The organism is Streptomyces sp. NPDC046727, assembly GCF_040645635.1.
GTDB lineage: Bacteria > Actinomycetota > Actinomycetes > Streptomycetales > Streptomycetaceae > Streptomyces.
Window position 1 is genome coordinate 141,462 of sequence record NZ_JBEYYR010000021.1, and the last position, 6,384, is coordinate 147,845.

Consider the following 6,384-nt stretch of genomic DNA (forward strand, 5'->3'; position numbering starts at 1 on the left):
GCCGACCACGCGCCCCCGCCCCTGCCCACGCCTGCCGACGGGAGAGACGTCATGCCCGCCACCCCCACCAGCACCAGCACCGATCTGCGCGTGATCAGCCTCGCCGAGCGCCCCGATCTCGAAGAGGCGATGCTCACGATGGAGTCGTCGTGGCCCGCCTACATCCGCCCCGATCCGATCCTCGTGGACTGGGCCTTCGACCGGCACGCCGAGCACCAGCTCGTCGTGGTCGACGAGGCGGACCAGGTCGTCGCCCGAGCCGCCAGTGTGCCCTTCGCCTGGGACGGCGACCCGGACCAGCTGCCGGACACCGGCTGGGACGAGACGCTCCGTCAGTGCCTGACCGACACCGGCGCCGGCCGGGAACTCACCGCTCTGTGCGCGCTGGAGATAGCCATCGTCCCGGGCCGCCTCGCGCAGAACCTGTCCGTGTACACCCTGCGCGCCCTGATCGACCACGCCCGCGAGAAGGGGTTCCACGACCTCGTGGGCCCGGTCCGGCCCAGCCGCAAGGACCAGCACCCCCGGCTGCCGCTGGCCGAGTACATCGCGCTGCGGCGGTCCGACGGGCTGCCCGAGGATCCCTGGCTGCGCGTGCACGTGCGGGTCGGCGGCGAGGTCCTGAAGGTGTGCCCGGCGTCCATGACCATCTCGGGCAGCCTCGCCCAGTGGCGCGAGTGGACCGGTCTGCCGCTGGACACCGACGGTCCGGTGGAGCTGCCCGGCGCGCTGACCCCGCTCACGGTGAGCGCCACGCACGACCACGCCGTGTACGTCGAGCCGAACGTCTGGGTCCGGCACCGCACCGGCCGACGCCCCTGACCTCATGACCGACACCTCATGACCGACACCGACGAAAAGGAGTACGACCTCCCATGAGCACGACTCCCCAGGACGTCCTCGCGACCGAGAAGCTGGACCTCCGTGCGGCCCTGATCCAGCGGATCGGCGGATACATGACCGCGCACACCATCGGCGTGGCCGCGGAACTAGGGCTCGCGGACCTCATCGGCACCGGGTCCCGCACCAGCCAGGAGCTGGCCGAGGCGACGCAGGCGCACGAACCGTCGCTCCGGCGGCTGCTGCGCATGCTGGTCACCATCGGTATCGCCGAGGAACCCGAGCCGGGCCGCTTCACGCTGACCGACATCGGCTCGCAGCTGCGCTCCGACTCCCCCGACTCCCTCCACAAGTTCGCCCAGATGTTCTGCCACCCCATCTTCTTCACGTCCTGGCAGAACCTGCACCACACGGTGACCACGGGCGAGCGCGCCTTCGACCACGTGTACGAGATGGGTGTCTACGACTGGCTGGCGCAGCACGGTGAGACCAGCACCCTGTTCAACGAGGCGATGAGCGAGGAGTCCAGGATCTCGGCCGGGCAGCTCGCGGCGGGGTACGACTTCCCCGCGACCGGCACGGTGGTGGACCTCGGCGGTGGCGACGGCACCCTGCTCACCGCGATCCTGCTGGCCCGGCCCGAGCTGCGGGGCATCGTGTTCGACAGCCCGAGCGGCGTGGCCGAGGCCCCCGCCACCCTGAGCAAGGCCGGACTCGCGGACCGGTGCGAGGTCCGGGCCGGCGACTTCTTCCAGTCCGTCCCGGGCGACGGGGACCTCTACATCATCAAGAGCGTCTTCCAGGACTGGGGCGACGACGAGGCACGCGCCATCCTGCGCACCGTCCGGGCCCATATGCCCGCGTCCGCCACGCTGCTGATCGTCGGCACGGTGCTGCCCGAGACCGCCGACACCTCCGCGCCCGTCGCCTACTTCACCGACCTCAACATGATGGTCACGACCGGCGGCCAGGAGCGCACCGAAGGCGAGTTCCGGGCGCTGCTGAAGGAGACCGGGTTCACCGTGCGGTCGGTCGGCCTGGGCCAGGCCGGACCGCTGTCGATGATCCAGGCCGTCCCCGCGCCCACGGCATGACGGCGGGACAGATGGCGGAGGAGCAGGAGACCGGCCGGCCGACGGCGTCCGACAGCGCCGTACGACCGGGATTCGCCACCGGACTGTTCCTCGGCAGGGTGGAGACGGACCTGCTCACCCTGCCGGAGGGCGACCCGCGGCGGCTGGAGCCGGCGGAGGAGCGGTTCCTGGCGCGACTGCGCGACTTCTGCGAGAAGGAAGTGGACAGCGCCGCGATCGAGCGCGAGGACCGCATCCCCGATCAGGTGATCGAAGGCCTCAAGGACCTCGGCGCGATGGCCATCAGGATCCCCCGGGGGTACGGCGGGCTGGGGCTGTCCTCCCTCTGTTACCTCCGCGCCCTGATGATCACCAGCACGACGCACCCGGCGCTGAGCGAACTACTCGCGGCCCACCAGGCCATCGGGCTGGCCCAGCCGGTCCTCCTGTTCGGGACCGACGAGCAGAAGCGCGCGTTCCTGCCCAGGTGCGTGCGGGAGATCTCCGCCTTCGCCCTCACCGAGGCGGACATCGGCAACGACCCGTACCGCATGCACACCACGGCCGTCCACGACCGGACCACCGACAGCTATGTGCTCGACGGGGTGAAGACGTGGACCACCAACGGGGTCGTCGCCGATCTGCTGGTGGTGATGGCGGTCGTACCCGGTGCGGACTGCGGCGAGGGAGCGATGACGGCTTTCGTCGTCGAGGCCGGCTCGCCCGGGGTGACGGTGGAGCACCGCAGTTCCTTCCTCGGGCTGCGTGGTCTGGAGAACGGCTGCATCCGGCTGCATCGCGTGGTCGTACCGGCACGCAACCGGATCGGTGCGGAGGGCGAGGGGCTCGCGATCGCCCTCGCCGCCCAGGACACCGGGCGGCTGTCGCTGCCGGCCGCGTCCGCCGCCGCCGCGAAGTGGAGCCTGAAGGTCGCCCGGCAGTGGAGTGCGGCCCGGGTGCAGTTCGGCAAGCCCATCGGCCGGCACGACGCCGTCGCCGGGAAGGTGTCCTTCATCGCCGCGACCGCGTTCGCCCTGGAAGCGATGGTCGAGGTCATCGGCCGGCGGGCGGAACGGGGCGACACCGACACCCGGCTGGACGCGGAGCTGGCCAAGCTGTTCGCGGCGGAGCAGGCCTGCGTCGTCGCCGACGAACTGGTGCAGATCCGGGGCGGTCGCGGCTACGAGACGGCTCAGTCCGCGGCCGGTCGCGGCGAGCGCGGGATCCCGGTCGAGCAACTCCTGAGGGACGTCCGGATCGGGCGCATCTTCGACGGCTCCAGCGAGGTGCTGCGGACCTTCCTCGCCCATGACCTGGTCGAGTCGCACCGGTCCCGGGAGGAAGAGGCCGCTCCCTTCGCCGACGGCCCGCCGTACGGACTCGGCGGTGTCCTGGACAGCCACATCGAGTTCGTCGCACGGACCAGCCGCCGGCTCGCCGACGAACTCGCCTCGGCCGCCGCCGGCCCGGCCGGCGGACTCGACGCACGCCAGCGGGTCCTCGGCAGGATCGTCGACATCGGCGCCGAGCTGTACGCGATGAGCGCGAGTTGCGTCTACGCGCGGGCTCTCGGCGGCGTCGACGGCCCTCCGGGCGAACTCGCCGACGCCTTCTGCCGGCACGCCCGGCTCCGGGTGCGCGGGCTGCTGGACCGGCTCGGCGACAACACCGACGCCACGGACCGGGAGGTGACGGGGAGGGTCCTGGACGGCCGCTACGTCTGGCTGGAGGACGGAGTGGTGGACGCCTCCGTCGACGGCCCCTGGATCGCCGAGCCGCGGCCGGGGCCCGCCAAGGGTCCGAACCTGCGGCGGATCGTGCGGTCGAGCGGCACCGCGGACACCCCGCGACGGCCGAACGGAGCAGCGGACGCCGCCCGGCGCCCCGACGAGACCACGAGGAGGACCCGGTGAGCACCGTGACGGAGGTCCTGGAGGCCGCGCGGCTGCGGATCTCCGAGGACGCCGAGCCCAACCGCTTCCTCGACCTGCTCGAACGAGGCCGCATGCCCGAGGAGCGGCTCACGTGGCTCGCCGGGGAGCTGTATCACCTGGTGAGCAGCGACCGCCGGAGCTTCGCGCTGCTCGCGTCGCGCTTCCCCTCCCCTCCGGCCGGAGACCTGTACCTGGCCATGGCCGAGGGGGAAGGGGAGGCGCTGGGCCTGCTCGGGGACTTCGCCGCGGCGCTCGGCCTGACGGAGCGGGACCTCCAGGCGTACGAGCCGCGGCCGCTGGCGCAGGCGTATCCGGCGTACCTGGTGCGGTCGGCGCTGTTCGGCACCGGCAGCGACATCGCCCTGGCGCTGCTGGCGAACGTGCGGCAGTCCGCCGGGACCTACACCCGCGTGGCCGACGCCCTGCTGGGGCGGTACGGCTTCGAGGAGAAGGCTCTCGGGCACTTCCGCTACTTCGCCGACACGCCCCAGCCCCTGCTGGACGAGGCGACGGCCACGCTGGCGGCGGGGCTGGCCGGCGGGGACGATCCGGCCGCCGCCGTGCGCTGCGCGCGGACCGTGCACGCTCTGGAGAACGCGTTCTGGAGCTGTCTCGCACACGGTGTCGACACCGGCTGACCTCGCCGAAGTCCGGGCTTCCGGTTGGCTTGACACCCATACCCCCCATCCGTATTTTCAAGTCCATACCCGGTAGGGGTATGCCTGTGTGCCAGTGGGCCGTGCCGGAGCGCGGGTTCCGCCGCAGGCCTCGACGAGGAGAGGAGTGCTGATGTCTTCGGCAGGAAGTCCGCAGTTACGAGCCGGGGGTAGGCAGTGGGCCGCACTGGGCCTGCTGGTCCTTCCCGCGCTCCTGCTGTTCATGATGCTGACCATCCTGTTCCTGGCCATTCCCTATCTCGCGGCCGATCTGCGGCCCAGCAGCACGCAGACCCTGTGGATCCTGGACATCTACGGCTTCCTGATGGCCAGCCTGCTGGTCCTGATGGGCACCGTGGCCGACCGCTTCGGGCACCGGAATCTCCTGATCACCGGGGCCGTGCTCTTCGGGGTGGTCTCGGCGGCGGCCGCCTTCACCGACTCGGCCGCGCTAATGATCGTCTGGCGTGCGCTGCTGGGCGTGGCCGCCGCCATGCAGATGCCGACCACACTCGGCCTGATCTTCACGATGTTCCAGGACCCGAAGCAGCGGGGCGTCGCCATCGGTACCTGGGCGGCGGCCATCTCGGCCGGTGTCGCCCTCGGGCCGCTGCTCAGCGGCCTGCTGCTGGAGGCGTTCTCGTGGCGGGCGACGTTCTTCGTCGCCGTACCGGTCATGGCGGTCGTGGTGATCGGCGCGCCTCTGCTGCTCCCGGGTCGCCAGGGCCCGAGCACCGGCAGGCTCGACCTGTTCAGCGCGCTGCTCATGCTGCTGACGCTGCTGCCGCTGATCTACGGCGTGAAGTCGTTCGCGACCACCGACTCGCCGATGCTCTCGGCGCTGGCCGTCGTGGTCGGGGTGCTGTTCGGCGTGGTGTTCGTCATCCGCCAACTGCGTTCCGCGGAGCCGCTTCTGGACGTGCGTCTCTTCAAGAACCGGACGGTCAGCGGGGCTCTCGGGGTGTTCATCCTCTCGGCCATGGGCCTGGGCGGCGTGTACCTGATGTTCACCCAGTACCTCCAGCTGGTGAAGGCCCTGTCGCCGCTCAAGACCGGGTTCGCGATTCTCCCCGCGGCCCTCGTCCTGATCGTGGTCGCGATGCGGTCCCCGGTCATCGCCCGGCGGGTCCGGCCGGGGTATGTCATCGCCGCGGGTCTGGCCGTGCAGGTGGTCGGCTACGTCCTGTTCACGCAGATCGACAGCTCCACCGGACTGCCCTGGGTCATCGCCGGCTTCATCGTGCTCTATCCGGCGGTCTCCCCCTCCATGGCGCTGACCACGGACCTCGTGGTCGGTTCGGTGCCGCCGGAGAAGGCGGGCGCGGCCGGCGGCCTGGCCTCGACCGTCAACGATCTCGGCATCTCTCTGGGCGTCGCGATCATCGGCAGCATCGGCACCGCGGTCTACCGCAACGGCGTCGACGACAAGCTGCCCCAGGGGCTGCCGGACAAGACGGCGTCCGCCGCCCGGGAGAACCTCGACGGCGCCGTCGCCGCCGCGCGGGAACTCCCCGGCCGCCTCGGCGATCAGCTGCTGGGCGTGGCCAGGGACGCGTTCACGTCCGGCCTCAACACCGCCGCGGCCACGGCCGCGGTGATCGCGGCGGCCGGTGCCGTCGCCGCGGCGGTCTCTCTGCGCCATGTACCGCCGACCGGCTCGGCGGTGCCCGCCGGCCCGTCCGCCGAGGCGAGCCCGGCCGAGTCGGTCTCCGCCGCGGAGTCCGACTGAACGATCCGACCGGCACCGGCACACCCGGGTGACCGAACACAGCCGGACGTGGCGGCCGGCGCAGGGGGGCCGCGGCGGCCCGCCCGCGGGCCGGCCCCCCGCGCCCCGCCGGAGGAGAAGTAAAGACAAAAAAACCACCCAACACGCCCCAG

5 protein-coding genes are annotated in these 6,384 nt (G+C 71.7%); all 5 read left to right on the forward strand.

Annotation, left to right across the window (positions count from 1 at the left end; genetic code table 11):
* The first annotated feature begins 51 nt into the window (after window positions 1-51).
* Window positions 52-822: an N-acetyltransferase gene (locus ABZ937_RS25140; protein ID WP_361695488.1), complete on the forward strand. Its 771-nt coding sequence runs from the start codon at window positions 52-54 to the stop codon at window positions 820-822.
* A gap of 53 nt (window positions 823-875) precedes the next feature.
* Complete coding sequence (locus ABZ937_RS25145; RefSeq protein WP_361695490.1) at window positions 876-1,934, forward strand: methyltransferase; 1,059 nt, start codon at window positions 876-878, stop codon at window positions 1,932-1,934.
* Window positions 1,935-1,945: 11 nt separating this feature from the next.
* Window positions 1,946-3,826: an acyl-CoA dehydrogenase family protein gene (locus ABZ937_RS25150; RefSeq protein ID WP_361695492.1), complete on the forward strand. Its 1,881-nt coding sequence runs from the start codon at window positions 1,946-1,948 to the stop codon at window positions 3,824-3,826.
* Complete coding sequence (locus tag ABZ937_RS25155; RefSeq protein ID WP_361695494.1) at window positions 3,823-4,485, forward strand: hypothetical protein; 663 nt, start codon at window positions 3,823-3,825, stop codon at window positions 4,483-4,485. Before ABZ937_RS25150 ends, ABZ937_RS25155 begins: the two co-directional genes overlap by 4 nt.
* Before the next feature lie 151 nt (window positions 4,486-4,636).
* Window positions 4,637-6,232 carry an MFS transporter gene (locus ABZ937_RS25160; RefSeq protein WP_361695496.1) on the forward strand — a complete coding sequence of 532 codons (1,596 nt, stop codon included), beginning with the start codon at window positions 4,637-4,639 and terminating at the stop codon, window positions 6,230-6,232.
* Window positions 6,233-6,384 lie beyond the last annotated feature (152 nt).

Bases quoted from the DNA above. Each gene is read 5' to 3' on its own strand.
- ABZ937_RS25150 (WP_361695492.1), top strand. From the start codon at position 1,946: ATGGCGGAGGAGCAGGAGACCGGCCGGCCGACGGCGTCCGACAGCGCC.
- ABZ937_RS25140 (WP_361695488.1), top strand. From the start codon at position 52: ATGCCCGCCACCCCCACCAGCACCAGCACCGATCTGCGCGTGATCAGC.
- ABZ937_RS25160 (WP_361695496.1), top strand. From the start codon at position 4,637: ATGTCTTCGGCAGGAAGTCCGCAGTTACGAGCCGGGGGTAGGCAGTGG.
- ABZ937_RS25145 (WP_361695490.1), top strand. From the start codon at position 876: ATGAGCACGACTCCCCAGGACGTCCTCGCGACCGAGAAGCTGGACCTC.